The sequence below is a fragment of the Kitasatospora sp. NPDC086801 genome (assembly GCF_044745805.1).
Classification (GTDB): domain Bacteria; phylum Actinomycetota; class Actinomycetes; order Streptomycetales; family Streptomycetaceae; genus Kitasatospora.
On sequence record NZ_JBIVAX010000012.1, the window covers coordinates 19,903 to 44,771 of the forward strand.

Below are 24,869 nucleotides of genomic sequence, written 5' to 3' on the forward strand. Positions count from 1 at the left end.
GTTCCAGGTGGTCAACAAGCCGACAACTGGGCATGTAGAGAGTGGAATTGGCGTTACCGTGGATCGGCTGTCGAGCTGAGCCGGAGGGACGTGGTGGATCGCCGGGGATTCGTGTCCGCCTCCAGCGCGTACGCGCTTGCGATGTTGGGCCTGTCCGACCTTGATGCCATCCTGCGGCGGGTACAGGGAAAGACTGGCAGCACAGTGAAGGTGGGCCGGGGCGAGGTCGCAGCGATCCGCCAGATGACGAAGTCGCTGGGCGACGCGGCCGCCGAGCTCGGCGGCGGGCACGCCCGTCACCTCGCCGTCCGCTACCTCCACGACGACGTCGCCCCCTGGCTGGACGGGTCCTGGAGTGAAGCCGTCGGCCGGGAGCTGTTCGCGGCGACCTCCCAACTCGTCCACCTGGCCGGGTGGATGGCCCAGGACGAGGGCAACCAGGACGCCGCCCAGCAGTACTACGCCCACTCATTTCATCTGGCAGCCGAGGCTGGTAGCGCAGAACTTGCCGCCACCGCCCTGCGCGGTCTGGCCGTCCAGGCCATCGACCTGGGTTTCAGGCCCACCGCCGTGCGGATAGCAGAAGAGTGCGTCGACCAGGCCAAACACCTGGACGATTCCCGAGCCCTGGCCTACTACCAGGCCACCCTCGCCAACGCCGCAGCCCTCGACGGCGACCGGCGCACCGCGACCAGCTCGCTCGCCGCGTCCCAGAGCGCAATCGAACGGGCCACCGGCGCGCCGGGCGAGTCATGGGCCTCGCACTACAGCATCGGCCGGTGGGCCCACGAGTCCGGCATGATCCTCGCCCGACTCGGCGACCACACCAGCGCGCAGGAACACCTCCACCACGCGCTCGACATCCACGGCCTCGACCGCCGCCGCACCCGTGCGATCGTCCTCGCCGACCTCGGCGCCGTCCGTCTCCGGCAGGACGACGTCGACGGTGCCCTCGCTTCCTGGCACGACTTCCTCGACTGCGCGGACGGCATCCGCTCGATCAAGGTCCAGGGCGCCGTCAACGACCTGCGCGCCCGCCTTCATCGCCTCCGCGACGTACCCGGCGTCGAGGAACTGGACGAGCGGGCCGCAGCGCTAGGGTGAACCGTGGCATACGACCGACCGGGCCCGTCCGACAGCCGGGAGCACTGGCGATGGGTGCGGAGCTTCCTCAACGACCACCGCTTCGAGTTGACCAGCCGGCTCCTGACCGAGAGCACTCCCGAGCAGTTGATCCCGGGGACTCCGCTGCTGGCCCGTCGGCATTGGATTCCGGAGCAGCCGGTACCGCTGGAGCGCGTCCGGCTGCGGTGGCGGCCGGACGCGCCGGAGGCCGACCTGGACGGCGGCGAGCCGGAGCTCGACCACATCCGCCCGCACCGGGTCGATGGAACCGCCCATCGCCGCTATGCCGATGCCGTTGGAGATCTCGCCAGGCCCAAGCTGTTCGAGGATCGAAGCTGCTACCGCCTGCTTGATGTCGGGACGTCTGCGGGCGATCCGACGCTGACCTTCGGGCGCGGCCGGTACTTCGACGTGATCAACATCTGTGAGGCCGTCGCGCACGAGTACGCTGCGGCGGTCCTGGCGGGCTCGGCCGCCACGCCCTTCCGCGCCGCCATCGGCGATCCGACCGACCTCACGCGCCGGCCGGTCATGGCGGCCACCAGTACGCTGACCATCCGCCACGATCGCAGGACCGGCGAAGCTGAGTTCGTGCTGCACTGGCGTGATCCCGAGAAGGTCGCCAGCGGCGGGGGTCTCTTCCAGGTGATGCCGGTCGGCATGTTCCAGGCCTCGCACGACGCGCTCTGGAACGAGGCGAACGATTTCGACCTGTGGCGCTCCATCCTGCGGGAGCTGCGCGAGGAACTGCTCGGCGGCACCGAGGATTACGGGAGCGACCAGGCACCCATCGACTACGCCACCTGGCCACTCAACGAGTCTCTCACCGCGGCGCGCGCAGACGGCCGCCTGCGGGTGTTCTGGCTGGGCCTCGGGATGGACCCGCTGACCTTCGTCACCGACCTGCTCACCGTGGCCGTGTTCGACGCCGAGCTGTTCGACGAGACGTTCCGGCGCATCGTCTCGACCAACGACGAAGGCCACCGCGTCGGGCTGGAGGACGCGACGGGGCGGTCGGCCGGCATCCCGTTCACAGCCGAGCAGGTCGATCGCCTCACCGGTGCGGAGCCGATGCAGCCCGCCGGCGCGGCACTCCTGCGGCTCGCCTGGCGGCACCGGAAGGCGCTGTTGCGGCTCCCCTGACAACAGGGAAGGCCCCGGACCGCCCGACCGGTCCGGGGCCGTTCACCTGGTGCGCGTCGCGTCAGGCGGTCTTGGCGGCCGCGAAGCGGGACGAGACGTCCTGCCAGTTGACGACGTCCCAGAGCTTCTCGACGTAATCGGGGCGGACGTTGCGGTACTGCAGGTAGTAGGCGTGCTCCCAGGCGTCGAAGGCGAGCAGCGGGGTGGTGCCCTGGCCGACGTTGCCGTGGTGGTCGTAGACCTGCTCGACGATCAGGCGCTTGGCCAGCGGCTCCCAGGAGAGGATGCCCCAGCCGGAGCCCTGGACGCCGGTGGTGGCGGTGGTGAGCTGCTTGCGGAAGGCCTCGAAGCTGCCGAAGTGCTCGGTGATGGCGTCGGCCAGCTCGCCCTCGGGGCGGTCGCCGCCCTCCGGGGAGAGGTTCTGCCAGAACAGCGAGTGCAGCACGTGGCCGGACAGGTGGAAGGCGAAGGTCTTCTGCAGGCCGACCAGGCCCCCGAACTGCTCCTTGTCGCGCGCCTCGGCGAGCTGGTCCAGGGTGTCGTTCGCACCCTTGACGTAGGCGGCGTGGTGCTTGGAGTGGTGCAGCTCCAGGATCTCGGGGGACATCGCCCGCTCAAGCGCGGAGTAGTCGTACGGCAGGTCGGGAAGCGAGTAGGTGCCCATCAGGACACGGCCCCTTTCGGCGGGTTGAACGTTGGCGATCGTGCCGGAACCACACTATTGCGTATCGGTTGCAGGAACGAAGCATGGGCTCCTGCTTATTCCTCACGTCTCGTCGGGCACAATGGTCGCGAGTGCATGTAATGAGTGATGAGGGTGAGTGACTGTGACAGGGTCACCGGTGGTGCTGGGGATCGAGTCCTCCTGCGACGAGACCGGCGCGGGTCTGGTCCGGGACGGCGTACTGCTCGGGCAGGCGGTGGCGTCGTCGATGGACGAGCACGCGCGGTTCGGTGGGGTGGTGCCGGAGATCGCCGCCCGGGCGCACGTCCACGCGATGGCGCCGGTGGTCGGCGAGGCGCTGGCGCGGGCCGGGCTGACGCTCGCCGACGTCGGCGCCGTCGCGGTGACGACCGGTCCGGGGCTGGCCGGGGCGCTCCAGGTCGGGGTGGCCGCGGCCAAGGGCTACGCCTTCTCGCTCGGCGTCCCGCTGTACGGGGTGCACCACCTGGCCGGGCACGTCGCCGCCGCGACGCTGGACGGCGGGCCGCTGCCGAACCCCTGCGTGGTGCTCATCGTCTCGGGCGGGCACACCTCGCTGCTGCTGGTGCGCGATCTCGCCCGCGATCCGATCGTCCACCTCGGCGACACCCTGGACGACGCGGCCGGCGAGTGCTTCGACAAGGTCGCCCGGATCCTCGGCCTCCCCTACCCCGGCGGGCCCGCGATCGACCGCGCTGCCCGGGAGGGCGACCCGACGGCCGTCCGCCTGCCGCGGCCGCTGACCGGGCCACGGGACGACCCGTACGCGTTCTCGTTCTCCGGGCTCAAGACGGCCGCCGCCCGCTGGGTGGAGGCGCAGCGCTCGGGCGGCCGCGACCCACACGTCCCGGACGCGGCGGCCGGGTTGCAGGAGGCGATCGCCGACGTGCTGACCCGCAAGGCGGTGCGGGCCTGCACCGATCACGGGATCGGCACCCTGGTGGTGGTCGGCGGGGTCGCGGCCAACTCCCGGGTGCGGTCGCTCGCCGAGGAGCGCTGCGCGGCGGCCGGGATCACGCTGCGGGTGCCGCCGCTCAGGCTCTGCACGGACAACGGGGCGATGGTGGCGGCGATCGGCGACCTGCTGGCCCGCTCCGGCGCCGAGCCGGCCCCGGCGGAGCTGTCGGTGGATCCGTCGGCGCCGCTGGAGTTCGCAGCGTTGACGCCGTTGGCGCGGGCCGCCGCGGTCTGAGGGTTTCGCCGCTTTTCCGCCGGATCACACCCCCGTCGCCGGTCTGACGGCGTGTTGATCCGGCAACGGTTCGATCTCGCCCGACGCGAATCCGTTCCCAAGCCTTCCCCCGGCCGCAACGACTGTGCCATTTTACATGTCACACATCAGGAACCCGTGTGCCCCCCAACCACACGGCAACCCTCAACGGCCCCGGAGGCCCCCACAGATGCGTCCCTTCCGGATAACCACGGCCCAGGCGCGGAGACTGCCCGCGCTCGGCGCCGCGTTCTTCCTCGCACTCGGCCTGTTCGCCCCGCAGGCGCACGCCGCGACGGCCGACTCCACCACCACCCTCAAGGCCCAGGCCCAGGCCCAGGCACAGACACAGACCGGCAAGGCGGCCACGCCGCGCTCCGTCCCGGTGCCGAAGTCCCCCGACACCCCGAAGGACGACCGCCCGCTGCCTGCGGACCAGCAGGCCAAGGCGACCGCCCCGGCGGCGGGCAGCGCCACCGGTGCGCACGCCGCCAAGGCCGCCAAGCAGCTCTCCGCCGCCCCCGCCGCCGCCTGCAACGTGTCCGCCTTCACCGGCAGCACCGGCGCCGCGCTCGTCCAGCAGGTCAAGGCCGCCGACCTCGGCTGCATCAACACCCTGTACAACCTGACCGGCGACGACGCCAAGGGCGCGTTCAACGAGGCGCAGATGGCCACCGTCGCCAACGCCCTGCGCGACGTGTCCGCCGCCTACCCCGGCGACGACTCCACCTCGGCCGGCCAACTGGTGGTCTACCTCCGCGCCGGCTACTACGTGCAGTGGAACCACGCGGACGTGGTCGGCACGTACGGCACCACCCTGCAGACCGCCATCCGCGGCGCCCTGGACGGCTTCTTCGCCGCCCCGCACAGCAAGGACGTCACCGAGGCGAACGGCGCGACCCTCGCCGAGGCCGTCACCCTGATCGACAGCGCCCAGGAGAACGCCCGCTACACCGGCGTCGTCAAGGGCCTGCTCAACGACTACACCGGCTCCTGGACCGGCTCGATGGCCGACGCCGTCGGCAACACCAAGACCGTCATCGAGCGCGGCTTCGACCTGCCGGCCTTCACCGCCGCCCTCCAGGCCGACCCCTCCTTCGCCACCGCCATGGCGTCCTTCGTCACCCGCAACGGCTCCCAGCTGAACGGCTCCGACCTGGTCACCTCGATCGGCATCCAGATCGGCAACCTGGTCGCCAACGACGTCACCAAGGCCCAGGGCCGGCCGATCGTCAAGGACCTGATCAACCGCTACCCGCTGGTCGGCGCCACCGGTCCGCTCACCATGAACCTGGTCTGGTTCGCGGAGAAGAAGGACACCGGCAACTGCAGCTACTACGGCACCTGCGACCTGCCCGCCCGGCTCGTCCCGCTCGTGCTCACCGTCGACCACACCTGCAACGCCAACCTGCGCATCCGCGCCCAGGACATGACCGCGCAGCAGCTCGCCGACACCTGCACCAGCCTGATCAACGAGGACCAGTTCTTCCACCAGGTGGTCAAGGACAAGGGCCCGGTCGCCAACGACAACAACACCAGTCTTGAGGTCGTCGTCTTCGACGACTACTACGAGTACAGCCTCTACGCCTGGGAGATGTACGGCATCGCCGTCGACAACGGCGGCATGTACGAGGAGGGCGACCCGGCCAAGGCCGGCAACCAGGCCCGCTTCATCGCGCACGAGGCCTCCTGGCTGCGCCCCGCCTTCCAGATCTGGAACCTCAACCACGAGTACACCCACTACCTCGACGGCCGCTACGACTTCTACGGCGACTTCGACGCCGGCATGACCACCCCGACCGTCTGGTGGGTCGAGGGCCTCGCCGAGTACGTCTCGTACAGCTACCGGGGCGTCCACTACGACGACGCCGTCGCCCAGGCCGCCAAGGGCACCTACGCGCTGAGCACCCTCTTCGACAACACCTACGACAACTCCGACTCCACCAAGGTCTACAACTGGGGCTACCTGGCGGTGCGCTACATGCTCCAGTCGCACCCGCAGGACGTCGACGCACTCCTCGCCAAGTACCGCGTCGGCGACTGGAACGGCGCCCGCACCCTCCTCAAGACCACCATCGGCACCTCGTACGACGCCGACTTCGCCGCCTGGCTCAAGGCCTGCGGCGCCGACAACTGCGGCAGCCTGCCCACCAGCCAGGCCCCGCTCTGCACCGCCGCCGACACCCGGCAGTACGACAAGAACTGCCGCCGCGACGGCGTCGCCGCCACCACCGGCAACTACAGCTACAACTTCCTCAACCTGCCCGCCGGCGTGAAGCAGCTGACCATCACCACCAGCGGCGGCACCGGCAACGCCGACCTCTACTACAACGGGGGCGCGTGGGCCACCACCGGGTCGAACCTGGCCAAGTCCACCAACTCCGGCAACGGCGAAACCCTCACCATCACCAACCCGCCGTCCGGCTGGGTGTACTTCAGCCTCTACGGCCAGCAGGGCTTCGGCGGCGTGACCGTCACCACGACGTACAACTGACGTCCGTGTCCTGAACGCGCGAGGAGGGCCCCGCGTGCGGCGGGGCCCTCCTCGCGCGTTCCGGGCGTGTCGTGCGGATCAGGCCGGGCCCTCCGCCGACCAGGTCACGGCGGGCGGGCGGACGGCGGCGCACAGCGGGTGGCCCTCGGCGTCCGTCAGGCCCAGCCGGGCCACCAGGACGCCGCTCTCCACCGCCGCCCCGACGACCTCCCGTTCGACCGCCGCCAGCAGCAGCTTGGCCCGGCGGAGCAGCGCCCAGCCGTCGCCGTCCCTGGTCACCCAGTTCAGGTAGACGAACCGGCCGCCGGGGCCGCCCTGCACGTACCGGCCGGTGAGATCCACACCGCCGGTGAGGCCCACGCCACCGGTGAAGTCCACGCCGCCGGTGAGGCCCACGCCACCGGTGAAGTCCACGCCGCCGGTGAGCTCCAGGCCGCCGGGAGCCGGCCGCGCCTCGCACTCCAGCGACCAGCGGGCGCGCGGCGCGTCACCCGGGAACAGGTCGAGCAACTCGGCCGGGCGGCCCCGGCGTTGGACGGCGACGTGAAGGTCCCGGTAGCCCGGGAAGCCCGGGGTGGCGTCACGGTCGCGCCCCGGCAGGTCGGTGGCCTCAATCCTCAGCTCCATACCGATATGGTCCCCCACCGCGCCCCTCGGGGAGTTATAACGATCGGCTATCCAATGCGTCGCACAACCCGGCGCGACGAGCGGGCCATCCTTTGTCAAAAGAGTGTCAGGAGCCCTAGCTTTCGGTTAAGTTCCGGAGTTAGATGAACGTCAGTTCGGCGTCCGGAACGGAATGCCGAATTTCCGCCAAGTCGCGGGCGCCCTTGTCCGTCGCACCCGCAATCCCGGGAATGGAGAGTACCCATGAAGATGATCAAGGCCATCGTGAAGAAGTTCAAGCGTGACGAGGACCTCGCCAACCACGCCTGGGTCCTGCACGTCATCTGACGCACCGTCACTGGCGGGGGCCACGGTCATACCGCGGCTATGCCGTGGCCCCCGCCGGCGCTGCACAGCGCCCCACCCGTTCACCTGCCCGGAGCTCTCCGCCGGCCGGGGGAAATCCGTTTCATCGCCATTTCAATGGAGGCGGGATTCTCATGGAAGAAATGGCGCCGACAGCGGTGCGCGACCATTCCATCGTTTACGCCCCGAAGATTCAGGACCTGCTGACCAGGGAAGAGAAGGTATTCCGGATCGACGCCAGCACGGTCGGCGTCTCCGACTGCGACCTGATGGCCGAAATCGTCGCGGCGCGCCCCGTGCTGTCGGCCGAGCGCTCGGTCTACAAGCCCGCCGCAGGGGCCGACATCCACCACGACAGCGCGACCCGGACGATCCGCGCGCTGGGGCAGGACGTCATGGCGGGCATCAAGACCCCGCCGCCCCCGGCGCGCGGACTGTCCGGCGCCTGGCCCTACGCGGCCACCTCCTACCTGCGCCGCTGGCTCTTCGCGTCCGACCCCCTGCCGGTCTCCCTGCTGTCGAAGCGCGGCGTCACCCGCTCCGACACGCTCTCCCGGATCGTCGACCGCGCCGTCACCGTCTGGCCGGGATCCGCTGCCGAGGGCAGGAGCACCGCGCTGGCCGGGCAGATCCGCGACGCCTCCGGCACCCAGGACCGGAAGCAGGCCATCGCGCTGTACCGGCGATCGACGGCCACCCTCTGCGACGGCGTGGCCGCACTGGCCGGCAACGCCCTGTGGCTCATGGGGCCGGCCCGGGAGCGGGACGGCGCCCGCGCCGACCTCACCGAGGTCCTGTGGGAGACCCTGCGGCTGCTCCCGCCCGCGTGGATGCTGTTCCGCAACGACGGGCACGCGTACACCGGACTGCACCCCGAGATCCGCCCCGAGGACCGCGTCGCGCTCTTCCCGCTCCTGATGCACCGCCACCCGGACTACTGGTCCGACCCGTTGGAGTTCCGGCCCGAACGGTGGGCCGGGGTGGCGGACCCGGAGAAGACGCCCGGGTTCATGCCGTTCGGGTTCGACGGCGCCCGCTGCTGGGCCAAGCACCTCGTCGTCCCCCTGGCCGAACGCCTGCTGAACGTCGCCTTCGACCACCGGCTCGCCATTCGCGGCCCGCAGCAGGAGACGCACGTCCCCCTGCGCTCCCTGCTCTCCGTGCGGTTCGACGCCGAGACCAGGGCATGACCCACGAGCACCGAACACCCTGACACCACGGGAAACACCATGGAATCTCCCACGCTGGCCGACTGGGTCGGCGACGTCCGGAGCTTCGCCGGCCACCAGTGGCAGCGCATGCCCGCGGTCTTCACGCCGGAGAAGCTCGCCTCACCGTTCGACCTCGACGCGTTGGACGCCGCCTTCGACGGAGGGCTGCTGCGCAGCCCCTACCTGGAGATGGTCCGCTCCAACAAGGTCACCGTCCCGCCCGAGGCCTACACCACGTCACGCGTGGTCAACGGCACCACGTACCACGGCTTCGCCGACCGCGCGAAGGTCCTCGCGCTCCTGGGCGCCGGGGCGACGCTGCTCCTGCGCTGCGTCGACCAGTGGCACCGCCCGACCGGCGAGCTGGTGGCGCGGCTGTCCGCGGACCTCGACCGGCGCGTGGAGGCGTTCTTCTTCGTCACGCCCGCCGGCGGCCAGGGCCTCGCGGTGCACCGCGACGACGCCGACGTGTTCGTCCTCCAGGCGGCCGGACGCAAGACCTGGTACGTCCACGACGCGCCGACCGTGGCGGACTGGTCGCCGGGAGAACTCCCCGACGACGAGCACTCCGCACGGCTCCTGCAGAGCGTCCTCGAACCCGGCAGCGTGCTCTACGTCCCACGCGGCTTCGCGCACCGCGCCGTCGGCGCCGCCGGGCTCTCCGCCCACCTGTCGCTGACGATTCGCGACATCTCCGTGCCGGACCTGCGGACCGCCCTGGAGCAACGGTTGACGGACGGTCTGGACCTCCCGGCGCGCCCACTGGGCGAGGCCGCGATCGGCGACGCCTGCTCCGCGCTGCTCGACCACGTCCGGGCGAAGCTCGACACGATCGAACCGGAGGACCTGCGGCTCTCCGCACGGGCCGCGCAGACCCGGGCGCAGAGCGTGGGGACGGCGGGGACGTTCGCCGAGGCGGCCCGGAACTGGGAGGCCGACGGGACCGGCGCCGGGCGGGCCGGGCTGGCCTCCGTCAGCCGCACCTGGCGCAGGCTGCGCGACGCGGCACGCACCGCGCACTGACACCCGGCCACCGCGTCCCCGGCCGGAGCGGGAGCCCGCCGCCCGTCCTCCGCACGCCGAGATGGCGACGGTACGGAGGACGGGCGGCACCGCCCCTCGACGGCCGGGGACCCTAGACCCGTTGCGCCGGGACCGTCCGGTCCCGCTGGAGATCCAGCAGCTCACGGAACAGCCCGTCCGGGCGCGCCGCCAGCTCCGCCCAGGTGCCGGTCTGCACGATCCGGCCCCGGTCCATCACGATCACCCGGTCCGCCACCGCCGCGTTGGCGATGTTGTGGGTGACGAGGAGGGTGATCCGCCCCGGGGCGAGGGAGCGCAGGGCGTGCAGGATGCGGTGCTCGGCGCGCGGGTCCAGGTCCGAGGTCGGCTCGTCCAGGATCAGCAGGCCCGGGCTGCGCACCGTCCGGTACAGCGCCCGGGCCACCGCCGCCCGCTGCCAGCCGCCGCCCGACAACTCGGCGCCGCCCCACCAGCCCTGGGCCAGCAGCGTGCGCCAGCCCGACCGCAGCCGGGCCACGATCTCGTCGAAGCCCGTCCGCGCGGCCGCCCGCTCCACGTCCGCCATCACCTGCTCCGTGACGTGCCCCAGGTGGACGTTCTCGGCCGCCCCCAGCGGCCAGCGCGCGAACTCCTGCGGCACCCGGGCCACCCGCGACCACATGCCGTCCGCGTCCAGTTCCTCCACCGGCACGCCGTCCCAGCAGATCCGGCCGGACTGCGGCAGGTAGAGGCCGGACAGCAGCTTCAGCAGCGTCGACTTGCCGCTGCCGTTCTGCCCGATCACCGCCACCACCTCCCCGGCCCGCAGCGTCATGCTGACCCCGCACAGCGCCGGCTCCTGCTGCTCGCCCGGATAGGCGTGCCCGAGGTCCGCGACCTCCACCAGCTGCGGCGCGCCCGGCACGATCCCGCCGCGCCGGATCCGGTGGCCGCCGGCCTCGTCCAGGAAGGTGAAGTAGTCGTCCAGGTACAGGCCCATCCGGTACAGCCGGGCGCCGTTGCCGACCAGCCCCTGCAACCCGGACGAGGCCGTCCGCAGCGCGAACGTCGCCGTGCCCGCCGCCGCCAGGTCGATCCGGCCGCTCGCCACCAGGTACAGCAGCGTCCCCCAGACCAACGCGCTGCCCGCCCCCGTGCCCAGCGAGGCCAGCAGGGAGACCTTCGCCGCCTCCCGGGTCGCCCGGTCCGTCGCCTCGACGATCTTCTCCTCGGCACGGCGGTACTTCGCCATCAGGAACGGCGTGACCTGGTCCGAACGGACCTGGTCCGCGCGGGTCTTGTCGATCAGGAACCAGCGGTAGACGCGCAGCGCGCCACGGTCCTCGTTGGTCGCCACCGCCGCCAGGTAGTGGATCCGGGCCGTCCGGACGGCCGCCACCCCGGTCGGCACCGAACCCAGCAGCAACAGCGGCACCAACCACGGGTGGAGCGTCGCCAGGACACCCGCCGCGGCCGCCAGCGAGACCGTCGAGGCGATCACGTCCTGGGCGTTGGAGAGCAGGTCCGGCGTGGTCGAGGCGCCCCGGTCGGCCGCCTCCCACTGCTCGTTGTACGCGGGCTCGTCATACGCCCGCAGCTCGGCCGCACACCCGGCGGCGATCAGCGCCAGCTCCGCCTCCCGGGTGACCCGCGGCGACACCCGGCCGGACAGCCCCACCACCGCGATCCCCAGCACCGCACGCAACCCCGCCGCGACGGTCAGCAGGACCAGCGACGGCGCGGCGGTCCGCAGGTGCTCCCCCACCGGGCCGGCCACCAGCAGCGCGCCCAGGGTGCCGGTCGTCGCGTACAGCGCCAACGCCCCGAACGCGCCCGCCAACGCCTGGCACGCCAGCAGCAGCACGGTGGACGTCCGGTCCGCCGCCCACGCCAGCGCCAGCGCTCGGCGCACCAGGTGCGGCAGGCGGCGCAGCATCGCGCTCGCCGACATCGACGCGCCGGCCTCGGCGCGGTGGTCGCCGGGGAAGCGCAGGCGCAGTTCCTCGTCGTGCTGGTCCTGGCCGGGCTGGTCCTCGTCGTGCTGGTCCTGGCCGGGCTGGTCCTCGTCGTGCTGGTCCTGGCCGGGCTGGTCCTCGTCGTGCTGGTCCTGGCCGGGCGGGGTGTGGGGCTTCTCGGGTTTCACGATCTGTTCGGACACAGTGCTCCCTGTTCCCTCGTACGGCGGCCGGTGGCCGCAGCGGATCCGCGCGCGGGCAGCCCTGACCGCCGAGTGGGCGTGTGGGGTCGGCAGCGGTGCCGGAGGGCACTCTGCGAAGGGCTGGCTGCGGTGCGGACCCCGATCCTGGCAGCGGTCCGCCGGGCCGTCCGGCGTGTCCCGGCCGGTCTCACTCGATCCGGGCGATTCCGTGTCGGCGGCGGCGAGTTGGTGGCAGTCGATCACCGGGAGGGTCCGCGATGTTCGATTCGAGGTCCGGTTGCGGCGCACTCCGGGCATGCAATCCGACGATCACAGGACCATCCCGGCCAAGCCCGCGCCGCCCGACACCGACCCGGCGCGGGGAGCGCGGGCAGGGACGGGAGGGGCGGGGCGGGGCGGGGCGCGGGGTCGGCAGGTGGGGGGTGGAGGGCGAGGCGGAGGAGGGGTGGGCAGCGCACCGGGAGGTCCGCCACCCGTCGCTCCTGTGGCCGGGCCGGGCACCGAGGGTCACGATGGAACCCGGCGACCCCCGCCCCCGGCCCGATCGGAGCGCGATGAGCGAGCAGCACAACGTCGTCCTGCTGACCTTCCCGGACGCCACCGCGTGGCGGCCGGCCTTCGACGAGGCGCAGCACCTGCCGGGCCTGCGGCAGCTGGCCGCCCTGGAGCGCAGCGCCGACGGCCTGCTGGAGGTCCAGGACACCTTCACCCGGGGCGCGGGCGTGGCCACCGTGAGCTCCGGCGTCCTCGGCGGCCTGGTGGGGCTGGTCGGCGGGCCGATCGGCGTCCTGCTCGGCTTCGCGGCGGGTGCGGCGCTCGGCAGCGCCGCCGAGGAGGGCCGGGCGACGGAGGGCGGCGCCGGGCTGATCATGCTCTCGCCCCGCGTCCCGGACGGCGGCGCGATGCTCGTCCTGGAGCTCCGGGAGTCCTCCCCCGACCGGGCCGACGGCCTGGCCCTCCGGCACGGGGCCACGGTCGAACGGATCGACGCGCACACCTTCACCGAGCAGGTCCGGGCCGCCGAGCACAAGGCGGACGAGGACAAGGGGGACGGGCGCAAGGGGGACAAGCACAAGACGGACGAGGACGGCTGAACCACTCCGCGCTACTCGGCCCGCAGCGCCTCGAACGGTCCGCGCCCGGGCCGCCCGGACGGCGGGCGGCAGGGCCCCGGGCATCCCGGCGGCCCGGGCCGGGCGGGCGAAGGGCCGGGCCGCCCGGACGGCGGGCGAAGGGCCGGGCGAGGCCGAGGCTCAGCGGCCGGGGCAGCGGCAGCCGGGCGGCCAGCGCGGCGGCGCGGGCCGCCGCCGGGTGCCGCCCGCGGCGACTTCGGTACCGCGTCGGGGGTACCCGGCGCGGCGTCATCCCTCCGAGGTAGTCACCCGGTGTACGGGCTCCCGCAGGCTGCGGGGCTGTGCGGGGCGGTGGGCGGGCGCCACAATGTCCCGGTGATCAACCTCCCGACAGCGGGGCGGCTGCGTGCGGCGGCCCGCCTGCCCGCCCCCCGGGGCACCGCCCGCCCGCCCCGGCCGACCCGGCGCGGCCAGGCCTTCGACGTGGCCCTGGCCCTGTTCCTGGCCCTCTTCCTGGCCCTGACCGGCGGCCGCTACGCCTCGATCGCGGGCGGGCCGCACGAGACGTCCTGGTCCTGGCTGTTGCCGCTGTTGCCGCTGGTCCCGCTCGTGCCGCTGCCGCTGGCGCTGCGCCGCCGCTTCCCGCTGGCGGTGCTGTGGACGGTGCTGCCGGCCGCGCTGCTGGTGCGCGAGCGGGAGGTGATGGGGCTGCTCGCCCGCGGCCTCAGCAACGCCGAACTCGCCGCCCGGCTCCACCTCTCCGAGGCGACGGTCAAGACGCACGTGGCCCGGATCCTCGGCAAGCTGAACCTGCGGGACCGGGCCCAGGCGGTGGTCGCCGCCCACGAGACCGGGCTGGTCAGCGTCGGCACGGCGGCGGTGGAACCCCGGTAGCGGCGCGCCTCCGGGGTTCCACCGTCAGTGGCTCAGCCGCGCAGCCGGGTGACGCGCAGCTGCGGGTCGACCGCGTTCTCGGCCTAACGGGCGCGCTCGCCGCGCAAGGTCAGGACCTGGTCGGCGAGTTCACACAGGTTGTCCTACGCGAAGGCGTAGCCGTAGCCGAGGCCGGGGAAGTCGCGGGCGAGGATGTGCGGGATGCCGTACTCGGTACGGCGGATCTGCGCCGAGTAGCCGTCCCCGCCGGCGAGTTGCTCCGCCGGGCCGGTGGCGGGCGCGGCCACGGCCGGGCCGGGCAGCAGGGTGGCGGTGACGGAGGCCAGGCAGAGCGCCGCCAGCGCGGAGCCCGACTTCCTTGTCGTGTGCGTCATGAGGCCACCCTCCCGCGGGAGGCACTCCGGCCGCGTCGGCCCGGCGGCGCGATCCCCGGGCAGGCCATTGGCCCGGGGGCGTACGCCTCCGGGCCAATGGCGGGCTCCCCGGATCGCGGGATCAGGCGAGGTCGAACCGGTCCAGGTTCATCACCTTGACCCAGGCCGCGACGAAGTCCGCCACGAACTTCTCCTTCGCGTCGTCGCTCGCGTAGACCTCGGCGACGGCGCGCAGTTCGGAGTTGGAGCCGAAGACCAGGTCGGCCCGGGTGCCGGTCCACTTGAGCGCGCCGGTGGCCGCGTCCCGGCCCTCGAAGGTGTGCCCGTCCTCCGAGGTGGCCTTCCAATCCGTGCCCAGGTCCAGCAGGTTGACGAAGAAGTCGTTCGTCAGGGCCCCGGGGGTCTCGGTGAGGACGCCGTGCGGGGACTGCTCGTAGTTGGCGCCCAGCACGCGCAGGCCGCCGACCAGGACGGTCAGCTCGGGCGCACTCAGGGTCAGCAGGTTCGCCTTGTCGAGCAGCAGGTACTCGGCAGCCAGCTGGCTGCCCTTGCCCACGTAGTTGCGGAAGCCGTCCGAGGCCGGCTCCATCGCCTCGAAGGAGTCGACGTCGGTGAGCTCCTGCGTGGTGTCCACCCGGCCCGGCGTGAACGGCACCACCACGTCGCGGCCGGCCGCCTTGGCCGCCTTCTCCACGCCGACGCCGCCGGCCAGCACCACCAGGTCCGCCAGCGAGACCTGCTTGCCGCCGGCCCGGGCGTTGAACTCCTGCTGCACGCCCTCCAGGGTGCGCAGCACCGAGGCCAGCCGGTCCGGCTCGTTGACCTCCCAGCCGATCTGCGGCTGGAGCCGGATCCGGCCACCGTTGGCGCCGCCGCGCTTGTCGCTGCCGCGGAACGAGGAGGCCGCCGCCCACGCGGTGGACACCAGCTCGGCCACCGACAGGCCGGAGGCGGCGATCCGCTCCCGGAGGGCGGCGACGTCCGCGGAGTCGATCTGCTGGTACGTGACCGCGGGCAGCGGGTCCTGCCACAGCAGTTGCTCGGTCGGGACCTCCGGGCCGACGTAGCGGGCGACCGGGCCCATGTCGCGGTGGGTCAGCTTGTACCAGGCGCGGGCGAAGGCGTCCGCGAGCTGGTCGGGGTGCTCCAGGAAGCGCCGGGAGATCGGCTCGTAGACCGGGTCCAGGCGCAGCGACAGGTCGGTGGTCAGCATCGTCGGGGCGTGCCGCTTCGACGGGTCGTGGGCGTCCGGGACGGTGCCCGCTCCGGCGCCGCCCTTCGGCTTCCACTGGAAGGCGCCGGCCGGGCTCTTGGCCAGCTCCCACTCGTAGCCGAACAGCGTCTCGAAGAAGCTGTTGTCCCAGGTCACCGGGGTGGCCGTCCAGGCGCCCTCCAGGCCGCTGGTGATCGCGTCCCCGCCCTTGCCGGTGCGGAAGGTGCTCTTCCAGCCGAGGCCCTGCTGCTCCATCGGCGCGGCCTCGGGGTCGGGGCCGACGTTCTCCGCGGGGCCCGCGCCGTGGGTCTTGCCGAAGGTGTGGCCGCCGGCGATCAGCGCGACGGTCTCCTCGTCGTTCATCGCCATCCGGTAGAAGGTCTCGCGGATGTCGCGGGCGGCGGCGAGCGGGTCCGGGGTGCCGTTGGGGCCCTCGGGGTTGACGTAGATCAGGCCCATCTGGACGGCGGCGAGCGGGCTCTCCAGCTGGCGGTCGCCGGTGTAGCGCTCGTCGCCGAGCCAGGTGGTCTCCGGGCCCCAGTAGACGTCCTCGTCCGGCTCCCACTCGTCCACGCGGCCGCCGCCGAAGCCGAAGGTCTCGAAGCCCATCGACTCCAGGGCGACGTTCCCGGCGAGGATCATCAGGTCGGCCCAGGAGAGGTTGCGGCCGTACTTCTTCTTCACCGGCCACAGCAGGCGGCGGGCCTTGTCCAGGCTGGCGTTGTCGGGCCAGCTGTTCAGCGGGGCGAAGCGCTGCTGCCCGGCGCCGGCGCCGCCACGGCCGTCGCTGATCCGGTAGGTGCCCGCGCTGTGCCACGCCATCCGGATGATGAAGGGGCCGTAGTGCCCGTAGTCGGCCGGCCACCACTCGTGCGAGGTGGTGAGGGCCGTCTCGATGTCCCGCTTCACGGCCGGAAGGTCGAGGGAGCCGAACGCCGCGGCGTAGTCGAAGTCCGCGCCGAGCGGGTTCGCCACGGCCGGATTCTTCGCGAGGATCTTCAGATTGAGCCGCTCCGGCCACCACTGGCGGTTTCCGCCGCCCTGGGTGGGGTGCGGCGCGCGCCCGTGGGCCACCGGGCAGCCACCCGTGCTCTCCGCCTGCGGCTCGGGTTCGGTAACGATGGGATCGTGGTTCTCAGACATGGAAATCCTTCCCTACAAGGCGGATCACGGTGTCTTGACTGCTACTTCCTGCTACCCAGGCTATCGCCGGAGCCGATCCTACGATGGACTCGATCCACGTCAAGATTGACACCAAACCCATATCCGATCGGGAACCGGAGAGAAGCCGAAATCCGTTGGTAAAATCCGGTCGTCCCATTGACCTGAATAGGTGAACCGATATGAGTGACCTGCTGGAACGACTGCGCGGACGCGGCTGGCGCCTCACCTCGCAGCGGCGTGTCGTGGCGGAGGTCCTGGACGGCGAGCACGTTCACCTCACCGCCGACGAGGTCCACGCCCGAGCCGCCCAACGCCTGCCCGAGATCTCCCGGGCCACCGTCTACAACACCCTCGGCGAGCTGGTCACGCTCGGCGAGGTCACCGAGGTCTCCACCGACGGCCGCGCCAAGCGCTACGACCCCAACGCCCACCACCCGCACCAGCACCTCGTCTGCACCCACTGCGGCACCATCCGCGACGTCCACCCCACCGACGACCCCCTCGCCGCCCTCCCCGCCGACCAGCGCTTCGGCTTCACCGTCACCGACGCCGCCGTCACCTACCGCGGCCTCTGCCCGGCCTGCGCAGGCTGAGGCCGGGGGCCGGGTCGAGCACGATGACCTCGTGGCCGGTCGCGACGACGATGGCGCCGTCCCGCGCCATCGCCAGCTCCTGCACCGGATACGGCAACGGCCAGTGCCCGAGCTCCGCACGGCTCGCCACGTCCCAGAGCCGGACGAATCCGTCCCGGGCGGCCGTTGCCACCCGCATGGCCCCATCGACCACCTGGCAGGCCAGCACGGACACCTCGTCCGCATGGGCGGTGAACACCACGCGCTCCTCGTCCGCGACGAGGTCCCACACCCCGACTTCCCCGGACGAGGTGCCGTAGACCGCGAAGGGCCCGTCGGCCGACTCGGCGAGGGCTAGCGCGGTCACAGACCGCGTGGCGTCACCGGTGCAGTGCCGCACCGCCCCGGTGGCCGGGTGCCAGACGAACAGGCCGCACGCGGGCTCCCCCCAGTAGTTCGTTTCCACCGCCTTCTCGACGTCGATCTCGCCGGCCAGCACAACGATCTGCCCACCCCGGATCCGGGTGCTGAAGGCGCTTCGCTGGAAGGCCGAACGCCCGTCAAAGCTCGCCAACTCGACCGCCGCGGCCAGGTCGTACACCCGCAAGGTCCGGTCGGCCTCGGCGAGCAGCGCCGACCGTCCGTCCAGGGACAGACCTCCGAGCGCCCGTGCGTTGAGGTCATCGGTCTTCACCTGGGCCACCGTCGCCCCGGTGAACGGGTCGACGACCCGAGCGCCCGCCGGCACGCGATCCGGGATCGAGACCAGGAGTTCGCCGTCCACCGTCAGGCAGTACGCAAGGCCACTCCTGGGCCTATTGGCCGTGAGGACGGCCACGACCTCGCCGGTCGCCAGGTCCCGAACCCACGCATTGCCGTCCATACCACCCGTCGCCACCAACTGGCGCCCGTTCCGGACCGCGAGCGCGACCGAGAAGACGGATCCGGTGTGACCGGTGTGTTCCCGGCGGGGCACGGCTCGCGGCAGGTCCCATACCCTCACTTCCCCGTCGTACCCACCCGTGACCGCGACCGGCTCTCCGGCGATCTCGGTACACGCGACCGCGTAGAGGATGTTGGTGTGTCCGGTCAGCCTGCAGGGCTCGGCGGAGCCGGTGAGGCTCCGGAGCGACGTCGTCCCTCCGCTCTCACCGCAGACCGCGACCACGGACCCGCCCACCTCGGTGACCGCCAGAGCGGTGGTCCCACCGGTTTCATCCTCGACCGCGACTTCCCGGTGGCGTCCGCCACCGGTCAAGTCCCACATCCGCAGGACCCTTCCGACGCTCGCGACGACCATCGGCACACCGTCCACCACGGTGGACACCAGATCGTCGACCCAGTGGTGCCCGATGTCGAAAGCCGTCCGCTCGCTGCCGGACCGTAGGTCCCACACCCGCACCTGGGGGTCCCGCCCGCCAGACACCACCACTGGCACGCCGTCCACGACGTGGCAGGCGAGGCTCTGGACGAAACCTCCGTGTGCGGCGATCACGCACCGCGTCGTCGCAGCGGGCCAGTCCCACAACCTGACCGTGCCATCGGTGCCGCCGGTGATCACCACCGTCTCCCCGTCGACCGAGGCGAAGGCAACGGCCATCACCAAAGCGTCCCGGCTCCCCGCGCCGACCTCGTGGCCGCGCAGCACCGCCAGTTGCTCGCCGGTGCGCAGGTCCCAGACCCTGGCCGTCCCGTCCCGGGCCCCGCTCACGGCCAGCGGCCGACCGTCCACCACCGCGCACGCCACCGCGTCCACGACGCCCCGGTGCCCCAGGAGCGTGCGCAACTCGCGGTTGGCGACCAAGTCCCAGACCCGCAGCGTGGCGTCGCCACTGGCGGTGACCGCGACGGGCACGCCGTCGAGCACGGTGCACGCCACGCCGAAGATCCAGCCCGTGTGGCCGCCGAGCGTGGCCCGCAGCGCAGGACTGACCTGTGATCCGGTGGCCCAGCGCAGCCGCCACGGGTGGTTCCCGGCCAACTTCGCGGCCAGTTCGGCGTCCTGGTTGCGCAGGGCGTCCAGGGCGAGGAGCAACCGCCGGTCCGCCGCCGACAGCGCGCCGTGCCGGCCGACCGAGATCCGGTACACCGACGCGATGCGCCGACCCCACGCGGTGGTCACCGCGTCCAGTGCCCGCGACAGGGGGCCGGGGGCCGCCACGGCCACGTACCCGAGGTCGTCCAGGAGTTCGTCGATCCGCCCGGCGCGGGCCGCGTGCGTGGCCAGGTGTCGCAGGATGTACGGGTGCGCCCGGGCCCAGTCCCGTTCACCGGTCATGGCACGCGGGACCGTCCCCAACAGCGCGTCCACGAAGGCGTGTTGCACGCTCCGTTCGTCGACGCCCCGACGCAGGTGCTCGTCCAGCGCCATGTGGTAGAGCCGGTAGGCGGAACGGCCGTCCTCGGTCGCCTCCACCACGTACGAGCCGGTGTGGCGCTTGAGCCAGAACAGGTCCGCGTTGGTGAACGGCCGGCCCGCGACACCGGAGGCGAGGGGCGCCCACACGTCCTCCCAGGGCAGGCCCTGCCCTTCGGCGTACGCCAACGGCCGCAGCAGATCACGGGCGCGGGCCGCGTCCGCCCCGAGCCGCCGGTCGAGGTCCTGGGCCATCGCGGCGTCCGCGGTGCGCGGCAGCGCCGCGCACCAGACGGGGTCGTCCGGATCCGCGGGGCCCGGCTCGGCGGCAAGCGTGCCCGCCACGATCCGGGCGACCAGGAACGACGGATCGGCGGCTGCGGCGACCACCGCCGCCACCCGGGCGGTCCGCCTCGGCGCGAGGAAGCGGTAGGGGCTCTCGGGGTGGGACTCCAGCAGGCCCCGCAGCACGTAGCCGGCCATCGCGTCCGGGTCCCGGTGGTCGGGGCCGTCGAGGCCGATCACGCGCACCTCGGGCGGCAGGTGACGCAGCAGGTGCGGCCTGGTCCCCAGCAGCAGCCGCAGCCGTCCCTGCCCGTGTTCCAGCAGCGGCCGGATGAGCTGGGTGAGGAGGGTGTCGGGGGTCACCGCCTCGTCCAGCGCGTCGATGATCGCGGTGAACGGGCGCGTCCGTCCGCCCAGGGCGTCCACCAGGTCCCCGGGCGTTCGGGCCGTCGTCCGGGCCGCGGCGGCGAGCCCGCGCAGCACCGCCTCGTTGGTGAGGGACTGCGCGTAGAGGGTGACGTCCACCGACCCCGGCTCCGGCACATCGTCGGACGCGGCGAGGCCGAGCGCGTGCAGGGGCACGGTGGCGCGGTGGTCGGGGTGGGTCAGCGCGGCGGTCAGCCCGAGCACGGCGGTCTTGCCGGAACCGGGGCCCGCCGACACCACCAGCGCGGGGCTCCCGGGGACGGGCTTGGCCAGCCAGCGGGCGATCTCGGCGACGGCACGCCGGCGCCCGGCGAACCACCACCGCGTCTCGCCGCCGTACGAGGCCATCGCCCGGACGAGCATCCGTCGGGAGAACTCGGTCTCCCGGCGCTTCTCCTCCGCGTCCCATTCGACGGCGTGCTGAATGGCGAGGTCCAGATCGCGCGGCCCGGTGCGGTGCCGCGGATTGGGGAAGAAGTCCGGGACGACACCACCGAGCCGCGCCGCGTCCCACTCGATGCGCTGGGTGGGCGGCTTGGCCGGGTCGGCGTTCATGTGCGCGACCAGGGCGCCCAGGTCGAGGGTGTGGGGTCGACTGCCCGCGAGTGCCCGGCTCTCCACGGCGGCGGCGAGCAGGTCGGGGAACGCGCCCTCGATCGCCTCCTGGGCCGGTTGGGCGGAGGCGATCACGGCGATGCCCGAGGGGTCGTCGTCGATGTCGCGCCGCAGGCTCTCCAACGCGGCCCCGACGGCGTCCCCGGCGCCCTGGCCGGCGTGGCAGGAGTCGAGGATCAGCAGCAGTTGGGTGATCTTGGTGTCGTCGGTCAGCGTCGTCGCGATCTGGGCCGTGGGCAGCGCCAGTTTGGGCTTGTCCAGGTCGGCGTCGGCGGGGAAGAACACGTGTCGGCGCGGGGTGGAGCCGAGGAGTTGGCCGTGCCCGGCCAGGTAGACGGCGACGATGTCGTCGGGGCGCCGGTCCGGATCGGTGGCGAACCGGTCGAGGTGCTCCAGCAGCGTGTCGCGGTCGGGATCGAGTCCGAGGTCGCTGACATGCGTGTAGCCGAGCCGCCCGGTGAACAGGTCGATGATCTTCTGACGGGCCTGGACGAGGCCGGGGCGGTCACCTCCGGGAGAACGCCGGTGGTGCGCCACCGCGGTCGCGATGAGGAAGCGCCGGGGTTCCCGGCCGACGGCCCCGGTGGGCTCCACGGCTCCCGGCGCGGGTGCGGCGCTCACCACAGGACCGCGGCGAGCGCCGCACCGGTCTCCGCCTTGCCGAGGTAGTGGGTGGCATCGTGGGCGTGCGACCCGTTGGGTACCAGGTGGCAGGCCACGCGCTCGCCGAAGCGCGGCCGCAGGTCCTTGGCCAGCGCCACGACGTCCCGGGCGTCCGCGATGTTCGTCCAGCTCAGCCCCCTCCCACCGGGCCAGGCGCCGCGGCCGGCCGTCGGCTCCGGCAGCAGCCGGTCGAAGACGAGGTTCGGGATCCCCAGGGGCGAGCCCAGGGTGACGAAGGACCGCACTCCGTGGCCCGGCAGCGCGCACAGCGCCTCGTAGGCCACGACCGACCCCAGCGAGTGCGCCACCACGGACTCCGTGTCCGGGCCGATCACCGCACGGACACGCTCCGTCGCGGCGGCCCGCACAGCGGGCTCCCCCAGGTACCGCCGCACCTGCCTCAGGTCGCGGATCAGGGCCCGCTCGGCCACCCCGGCGAAGAAGCGCGAGTGGGAGAGCGCGAGCAGCGCCCGCTGCACGGGCTCGCCGACCCCGCCCAGCACGCCGCTCGCCCCGGGCCCGATGACCTGCGGTTCGGCGGCGGCGGCCGCGGCCCACCAGGACATCAGCGCCTCGGTCTCCCAAGCGGGTTCGACGTCCGAGGCGGTGAGGTACGGGTCTCCGCCGGAGAGCACGCGACCCGGCGGCAGGAACAGGTCACCGTAATAGGCCATGGCCACGTCGTCCACGCCCAACAGGCCCGGCGCACCGGCGCGGGTGAGGCCGTCGCGCAGGGCGGGCAGCCAGTCCCGCAGCAACTGCTCCTCCCCGAGTTGCTGCTTGCCGACCCCATGCACACAGACCACCCGAGCCACGACGCCCCTCCCCAGAACCACGGAGGGACAAGCGTATAGACCGCTCAGCTACGTCAGCGGCCAGGGCCGGGGCATCGTGGCGAGCCCGTTGCCCCTGGGCGGCGTCCGAGGGCGCGGGCTGGGCACGAGGGCCCCTCCGGGGCGGCGGGGGCGCCGGAAGGGCTCGGTCACCGCCAACGGATGCGCAGGTCCTTCAAGCCGTTCTGGAAGTTGGAGACCAGCCGCTTCGGCGGCGCGCCCGGAGCAAGTTCGAGACCGGGCAGCCCGGTGACGATCCGCCGGATCAGGGCCGACATCTGGATCCGGGCGAGTCGCGCTCCGACGCAGAAGTGCGGGCCGAACCCGAAGCTGACGTGGTCGTTCGGCGTGCGGGTGATCTCGAAGCGGTCCGGGTCAGGGAAGACCGATTCATCGCGGTTGGCGGAGGCGTGGTAGAGGACCACCTTGTCTCCAGCGCGGATCGGCTTCCCCGACAGCGTCACGTCCCGCGTGGCGGTGCGCCGGATCTGCAGCACCGGCGGCCAGAACCGGAGCATCTCCTCCGTCGCCGAGTCGGTCAGGTCAGGCTGCCGGGACAACTCGTCGTACTGGTCGGCGTGGGTGAGCAGGGAATACAGCCCGCCGGGCAGGCCGTTGCGCAGGGTCTCGTTTCCAGCGACTGCGAACAGGAAGAACATCGTCTCGAACTCGGTGGCGCTCAGCCCGGCTTCCCGCAGGCGAGCGACGATGCTGCCCGCCGGTGGCTGCTCGGCGAGCGCGTGAGCGTACCCGAACATGTCGGCGAGGGCCGCACGGGAGCGCGGATTGAGCGGGCGGCCCTCGGCGGTGGTGAGGGCCGCGGGGCGAAGGGCGAGCGCGGCCCGTCCCAGGTCGGTGAGCCGAGACGGGTCGGCCGTACTGGACCGGGCGTAGTCGGGATCCTGGTATCCGATCACGCGGTTCGACCAGTCGACCAGCAGCTGTCGGTCCTGCTCCGGCACACCCAGGATTCGCGCCAGCGTCCACACCGGCAGATCCGCGGCGATCGGGACGAAGTCGACCTCACCCAACAGGCCGATCGCGGCGACGAGTTCGGCTGCTCGTTCCTCGATGGCACCGGCCAGCTCGTGCAGCACCCGGGGGGTGAAAGCGGCAGCGACGATCCGGCGCAGCCGGGAGTGGTCCGGCGGATCCTGGTTGAGCATCATCGCCCGGACGAACTCCAGGTCGGCCGGGGTGTCCGGGTCCCGGATCTGGGTGGCGCCCAGGTGGGACGAGAACACCTGCGGACCGCGCAGCACCTGCTTCACGTCCGCATGCCGCAGCACCGCCCAGTAGCCGGGCCCGCCCGGCCAGTCCCCCACCGGCGGCTCCTCCACCCAGCACACCGGCGCACTCGCGCGCAGCTCACGGAAGAGGTCGTACGGGACGCCGTCCGCGTAGGTGGCGGGGCGGAAGATCCGGTTCACCTGCTCCTGGTCGAGGCTCACGTGGGGACGGTACGGGAGCGCCGGGCGGCACGCCAGGGTCACCGGCCCCGGTGTGCCGTCAGGGTGTCGCGGACCAGCAGAGCAGGAGGCGGAGGGCGTCGCCCGACGGGGTGTGCGGGTCGGCGGTGTAGGTGACGAGGGCCTGGTCGGGGTCGTCGGCGGGGCGGAGGGTGTCGTAGGCGAGGTCGAGAGGGCCGGCGATGGGGTGGTGGAAGAGTTTACGGCCGGAGGTCTTGTCGGCGACCGGGTGTTCGGCCCAGAGGTGGCGGAACTCCTCGCTGTGGACGCAGAGTTGGCCGACGAGTTCGGCGAGGAGGGGGTCGTGCGGGCGGCGGCCCGCCTCCAGGTGGAGGAAGGCGACGTTCTCCCGGGCGCAGGCCGTCCAGTCACCGTAGAGTTCGCGCGAGGCGGGGTCCAGGAAGGTGCCGCGGGCGATGTTGCGGTCCTCGACCGGCAGGGCGCCGTAGTCGCCGAACAACGCGACGGCCGCGCGGTTCCAGGCCAGGACGTCCATCCGGTGGCCCATCACCAGGGCCGGGGTGTGGTCGAGTTGGTCGAGCAGGCGCAGCAGGGAGGGGCGGGGCTGCTGAGGTGCGGTGCGACGGCGGGGCGCGCGGTGGGTGGGGCGGGCGAGGCGGTGGAGGTGGCCGGACTCGTCGGGGGCGAGTTGGAGGGCGCGGGCGACGGCGTCGAGGACGGCTTCGGAGGGGTTGCCGACGCGGCCCTGTTCGAGGCGGGTGTAGTAGTCGACGCTGACCCCGGCGAGGTGGGCGAGTTCCTCGCGGCGGAGCCCGGCGACCCGGCGGCGGCCGCCGTAGTCGGGCAGGTCGACGTCCTCGGGCCGCAGCTGGGCGCGGCGGGTGCGGAGGAACTCGCTCAGGGCGCTGGTCGGGTTCATGGGGATGATTCTCACCCGGGGGCGGGCGGCCGTG

General features: G+C 72.7%; 17 protein-coding genes and 1 pseudogene. 9 read left to right on the top strand and 9 right to left on the bottom strand.

Features of this window, described 5'->3' with window-relative positions:
• The first annotated feature begins 243 nt into the window (after positions 1–243).
• Together ACIPLC_RS16085 and ACIPLC_RS16090 are read left to right on the top strand one after the other, a co-directional pair.
• Positions 244–1,104 (top strand): tetratricopeptide repeat protein, encoded by an 861-nt coding sequence (locus ACIPLC_RS16085; protein ID WP_400473593.1) that lies wholly within the window; start codon positions 244–246, stop codon positions 1,102–1,104.
• Positions 1,105–1,158: 54 nt separating this feature from the next.
• Positions 1,159–2,268, top strand: coding sequence for an XRE family transcriptional regulator (locus tag ACIPLC_RS16090; RefSeq protein ID WP_400473594.1), 1,110 nt, complete (start codon positions 1,159–1,161; stop codon positions 2,266–2,268).
• 61 nt (positions 2,269–2,329) lie between these two features.
• On the opposite strand, the gene ACIPLC_RS16095 is transcribed toward ACIPLC_RS16090, so the two are convergent.
• Positions 2,330–2,932 (bottom strand): superoxide dismutase, encoded by a 603-nt coding sequence (locus ACIPLC_RS16095; protein ID WP_363587062.1) that lies wholly within the window; start codon positions 2,930–2,932, stop codon positions 2,330–2,332.
• Positions 2,933–3,110: 178 nt separating this feature from the next.
• Between ACIPLC_RS16095 and tsaD the strand changes: the two genes are divergently transcribed.
• Complete coding sequence (tsaD, locus tag ACIPLC_RS16100; RefSeq protein WP_400473722.1) at positions 3,111–4,163, top strand: tRNA (adenosine(37)-N6)-threonylcarbamoyltransferase complex transferase subunit TsaD; 1,053 nt, start codon at positions 3,111–3,113, stop codon at positions 4,161–4,163.
• Between the two features lie 208 nt (positions 4,164–4,371).
• Entirely contained in the window at positions 4,372–6,675 is a 2,304-nt protein-coding gene (locus ACIPLC_RS16105; RefSeq protein ID WP_400473595.1) for a M9 family metallopeptidase, read from the top strand.
• 78 nt (positions 6,676–6,753) lie between these two features.
• Here ACIPLC_RS16105 and ACIPLC_RS16110 read toward each other — a convergent pair whose 3' ends face one another.
• On the bottom strand, positions 6,754–7,302 hold the full coding sequence (locus ACIPLC_RS16110) for a DUF5990 family protein (RefSeq protein ID WP_400473596.1): 549 nt from the start codon (positions 7,300–7,302) through the stop codon (positions 6,754–6,756).
• A 488-nt stretch (positions 7,303–7,790) separates the two neighbouring features.
• Between ACIPLC_RS16110 and ACIPLC_RS16115 the strand changes: the two genes are divergently transcribed.
• Both ACIPLC_RS16115 and ACIPLC_RS16120 read left to right on the top strand, forming a co-directional pair.
• Entirely contained in the window at positions 7,791–8,837 is a 1,047-nt protein-coding gene (locus ACIPLC_RS16115) for a cytochrome P450 (RefSeq protein WP_400473597.1), read from the top strand.
• A 39-nt stretch (positions 8,838–8,876) separates the two neighbouring features.
• Positions 8,877–9,881 carry a JmjC domain-containing protein gene (locus ACIPLC_RS16120; protein WP_400473598.1) on the top strand — a complete coding sequence of 335 codons (1,005 nt, stop codon included), beginning with the start codon at positions 8,877–8,879 and terminating at the stop codon, positions 9,879–9,881.
• A 112-nt stretch (positions 9,882–9,993) separates the two neighbouring features.
• Here the strand turns inward: ACIPLC_RS16120 and ACIPLC_RS16125 are convergent, their stop codons facing one another.
• Positions 9,994–12,018, bottom strand: a complete 2,025-nt coding sequence (locus ACIPLC_RS16125; protein WP_400473599.1) for an ATP-binding cassette domain-containing protein — start codon at positions 12,016–12,018, stop codon at positions 9,994–9,996.
• Between the two features lie 554 nt (positions 12,019–12,572).
• Between ACIPLC_RS16125 and ACIPLC_RS16130 the strand changes: the two genes are divergently transcribed.
• Together ACIPLC_RS16130 and ACIPLC_RS16135 are read left to right on the top strand one after the other, a co-directional pair.
• Complete coding sequence (locus tag ACIPLC_RS16130; protein ID WP_400473600.1) at positions 12,573–13,112, top strand: hypothetical protein; 540 nt, start codon at positions 12,573–12,575, stop codon at positions 13,110–13,112.
• Positions 13,113–13,763: 651 nt separating this feature from the next.
• Positions 13,764–13,985: pseudogene (locus ACIPLC_RS16135) on the top strand (response regulator transcription factor); the annotation flags it as partial.
• 143 nt (positions 13,986–14,128) lie between these two features.
• Here the strand turns inward: ACIPLC_RS16135 and ACIPLC_RS16140 are convergent.
• Positions 14,129–14,359, bottom strand: coding sequence for a hypothetical protein (locus tag ACIPLC_RS16140; RefSeq protein WP_400473601.1), 231 nt, complete (start codon positions 14,357–14,359; stop codon positions 14,129–14,131).
• Between the two features lie 121 nt (positions 14,360–14,480).
• Positions 14,481–16,715, bottom strand: a complete 2,235-nt coding sequence (katG, locus tag ACIPLC_RS16145) for a catalase/peroxidase HPI (RefSeq protein WP_400473602.1) — start codon at positions 16,713–16,715, stop codon at positions 14,481–14,483.
• A gap of 200 nt (positions 16,716–16,915) precedes the next feature.
• On the opposite strand from katG, the gene ACIPLC_RS16150 reads away from it, so the two are divergent.
• Positions 16,916–17,329 (top strand): Fur family transcriptional regulator, encoded by a 414-nt coding sequence (locus ACIPLC_RS16150; RefSeq protein WP_400473603.1) that lies wholly within the window; start codon positions 16,916–16,918, stop codon positions 17,327–17,329.
• Here ACIPLC_RS16150 and ACIPLC_RS16155 read toward each other — a convergent pair.
• From ACIPLC_RS16155 to ACIPLC_RS16170, 4 genes are all read right to left on the bottom strand, one after another.
• A complete protein-coding gene (locus ACIPLC_RS16155) occupies positions 17,292–21,584 on the bottom strand; it encodes a caspase family protein (protein ID WP_400473604.1) in 4,293 nt (1,430 codons plus the stop codon). The genes ACIPLC_RS16150 and ACIPLC_RS16155 overlap by 38 nt on opposite strands.
• Positions 21,585–21,607: 23 nt before the next feature.
• On the bottom strand, positions 21,608–22,459 hold the full coding sequence (locus ACIPLC_RS16160) for a hypothetical protein (RefSeq protein WP_400473605.1): 852 nt from the start codon (positions 22,457–22,459) through the stop codon (positions 21,608–21,610).
• Positions 22,460–22,635: 176 nt separating this feature from the next.
• A complete protein-coding gene (locus ACIPLC_RS16165) occupies positions 22,636–23,937 on the bottom strand; it encodes a cytochrome P450 (RefSeq protein WP_400473606.1) in 1,302 nt (433 codons plus the stop codon).
• A 58-nt stretch (positions 23,938–23,995) separates the two neighbouring features.
• Positions 23,996–24,835 (bottom strand): helix-turn-helix domain-containing protein, encoded by an 840-nt coding sequence (locus ACIPLC_RS16170; protein ID WP_400473607.1) that lies wholly within the window; start codon positions 24,833–24,835, stop codon positions 23,996–23,998.
• Between the last annotated feature and the right edge of the window lie 34 nt (positions 24,836–24,869).

Coding starts and splice junctions, on each gene's coding strand:
- ACIPLC_RS16120 (WP_400473598.1), top strand. CDS start 8,877: ATGGAATCTCCCACGCTGGCCGACTGGGTCGGCGACGTCCGGAGCTTC.
- ACIPLC_RS16105 (WP_400473595.1), top strand. CDS start 4,372: ATGCGTCCCTTCCGGATAACCACGGCCCAGGCGCGGAGACTGCCCGCG.
- ACIPLC_RS16140 (WP_400473601.1), bottom strand. CDS start 14,359: ATGACGCACACGACAAGGAAGTCGGGCTCCGCGCTGGCGGCGCTCTGC.
- ACIPLC_RS16110 (WP_400473596.1), bottom strand. CDS start 7,302: ATGGAGCTGAGGATTGAGGCCACCGACCTGCCGGGGCGCGACCGTGAC.
- ACIPLC_RS16130 (WP_400473600.1), top strand. CDS start 12,573: ATGAGCGAGCAGCACAACGTCGTCCTGCTGACCTTCCCGGACGCCACC.
- ACIPLC_RS16170 (WP_400473607.1), bottom strand. CDS start 24,835: ATGAACCCGACCAGCGCCCTGAGCGAGTTCCTCCGCACCCGCCGCGCC.
- ACIPLC_RS16095 (WP_363587062.1), bottom strand. CDS start 2,932: ATGGGCACCTACTCGCTTCCCGACCTGCCGTACGACTACTCCGCGCTT.
- ACIPLC_RS16150 (WP_400473603.1), top strand. CDS start 16,916: ATGAGTGACCTGCTGGAACGACTGCGCGGACGCGGCTGGCGCCTCACC.
- katG (WP_400473602.1), bottom strand. CDS start 16,715: ATGTCTGAGAACCACGATCCCATCGTTACCGAACCCGAGCCGCAGGCG.
- ACIPLC_RS16115 (WP_400473597.1), top strand. CDS start 7,791: ATGGCGCCGACAGCGGTGCGCGACCATTCCATCGTTTACGCCCCGAAG.
- ACIPLC_RS16085 (WP_400473593.1), top strand. CDS start 244: ATGACGAAGTCGCTGGGCGACGCGGCCGCCGAGCTCGGCGGCGGGCAC.